Below are 2,501 nucleotides of genomic sequence, written 5' to 3'. Positions count from 1 at the left end.
GATCGCGTAGCCATTGTGCGCGCTTTCATGGCCCACCACCAAGGCATGACGATCACCGCGATCGCCGATGCCCTGCTGGACGGCGTGATGCGAAACCGCTTCCATGCCGAGCCGATCGTTCAAGCGACAGAGTTGCTTCTGCAGGAGCGCGTGCCACGCGAGGTCACGGCGACTCCACCGCTGGTCTCGGATGCGATGTCGGCGGCCAGGATCCGCGAGATTGAAGGACCCGGCACTTGGCGAAAGGCCAGCCCGTACAGCGCTACGCCGGCCACGCAGCTGCTGTCGAACGGCCGCTACTCCGTAATGCTTACGGCGGCCGGGTCCGGCTACAGCACTTGGCGCGACCTGGCTGTGACGCGCTGGCGCGAGGACGCCACCTGCGACGATTGGGGCTCGTACGTCTTCTTGAGGGACATCGCGAGCGGCAAAGTCTGGTCGGCGACCTACCAGCCGACTGATACCGAGCCTGAGGCGTGCGAGGTCACCTTCAACGAGGATCGCGCTGAGTTCACGCGTGGAGACGGGACGCTGACGACCAACATGGAGGTGCTGGTTTCCGCCGAAGACGATGCGGAAGTGCGCCGCGTGACTATCTCCAACCTCGGCGACCAACTGCGCGAGATTGAGGTGACTTCCTATGTCGAACTGGTTCTGGCGTCGCAGGCCGCAGACGTGACGCACCCCGCGTTCTCGAAACTGTTCATCGAGACCGAGCATCTCGCCGGGCTGGGCGCCATATTGGCGACCAGGCGGCGGCGGGCGCCCACGGAGCCGGAGGTCTGGGCTGCGCACCTGGCGGTTGTCGACGGTGTAGCGGCGGGCAAGCGCGAGTTCGAGACTGATCGCGCGCGGTTCCTGGGTCGCGGCGGCAGTATTCGCGCGCCGGGCGCAGTGATGGGCGGCCGGCCACTCTCTTGCTCGACCGGTGCGGTGCTCGATCCGATATTTGCCCTGCGCCGCCGGGTGCGGATCGCGCCGGGCGCGACGGCACGGATCGACTTCTGGACGATGGTCGCCTCTTCACGCCAGGAGGTCCTCGCTCTTGCCGACAAACACCACGATGTCGGCGCCTTCGAGCGCGCCGCCGCGCTCGCCTGGACGCAAGCCCATGTGCAATTGCACCACCTCGGCATTACGCGCGGCGAGGCCGGGCAATACCAGCGTCTGGCGGGTCACCTCGTCTACGCCGCGCCTGTGCTCCGCTCGCCGTCGGAAACCATCCAAAGCGGGAGTGGTGGGCAGCCGGGTTTATGGGGCATGGGCATATCCGGCGATCTGCCGATCATCCTGGTCCGCATCTCCGACATCGAACAACTCAACGTGGCGCGCGAGGCGCTCCAGGCAGTGGAATATTGGCGGATGAAACGGCTTGCGGTGGACTTGGTTGTCATCAACGAGCTCGCCTCCTCCTATGTTCAGGATCTCCAGATCGCGCTGGAGACCCTGGTGAGGGCCAGCCAGTCCCGGCCCCAGTTTGGAGAAGATGGGCCACCCGGGCACACCTTCATGCTGCGCTCCGAGCTGACCTCGCCGGAGGCCCTGGGCCTTCTTGCGTCCGTCGCGCGTATTATCCTGGTCGGAGCGCGCGGACGGCTCGCCGATCAGCTTGAGCGCGCGCCCGAAGCCAGGCCTTTGCCCCGGGTCACAGCACAGCGCGCTCTGCCCGCTTCCGAGCTTCAGATCTCGCGACGGCCGCCTGACGTGGAGTTCTTCAATAGCCTCGGCGGCTTCGCCGAGCGCGGCCGCGAGTACGTGACGATCCTCGGACCGGGCCAATCGACGCCAGCACCGTGGATCAACGTGATCGCCAATTCTACCTTCGGTTTCCTGGTGTCCGCGGAAGGCGGCGGTTACGCCTGGTCCGTGAACAGCCGAGAGCATCAGCTGACGCCTTGGTCCAACGATCCAGTCACTGATCAACCGGGCCAGGCTTTCTATCTTCGGGATGAGGAGACCGGCCGTCTCTGGTGCCCCACGGCGCTGCCGATCCGGGACGAAGCGGCCACCTATTCGGCGCGCCATGGATGGGGTTACAGCCGTTTCGAACACACCTCGGACGGCATCGCTGCGGAGCTACTCGAGTATGTGCCGCTTGCCGATCCGCTGAAGATCTCGCGCTTGAGTATCCGCAATCTTTCCGGCCGCACCAGAAGGCTGTCGGTGACGGCTTACGTGGAATGGGTTCTCGGCGCGTCCCGCGGCGCGGCGGCGCCATCGATAACCACACGCATCGATCCGAAAAGCGGGGCGATGATTGCAAACAACCTGTGGAATCCGGCCTTCGCGAAGCGCTCCGCTTTCGCGGACTTGGCCGGGCGCCAAACGAGCTGGACGGGCGATCGCCGGGAGTTTATCGGCCGCAACGGCGCGCTCGCCTGGCCGGCGGCCCTGATTAACGGGACTCCGCTTTCGGGACGGGTCGGCTCCGGACTCGATCCCTGCGCCGCTCTCCAGACCACGGTCGAGATCGAGCCGAACGGTGTTGCCGAAATCGTCTT

Annotated in this window: 1 pseudogene; it reads left to right on the top strand. The window is 65.7% G+C overall.

Features of this window, described 5'->3' with window-relative positions:
• Positions 1-45: 45 nt before the first annotated feature.
• A pseudogene (locus QZ213_RS27135) lies at positions 46-2,501 on the top strand (glycosyl transferase); the annotation flags it as partial.

The sequence above is a fragment of the Bradyrhizobium sp. genome, assembly GCF_017881085.1.
Classification (GTDB): Bacteria; Pseudomonadota; Alphaproteobacteria; order Rhizobiales; family Xanthobacteraceae; genus Bradyrhizobium.
This window is presented reverse-complemented; position numbering and strand designations above follow the sequence as displayed.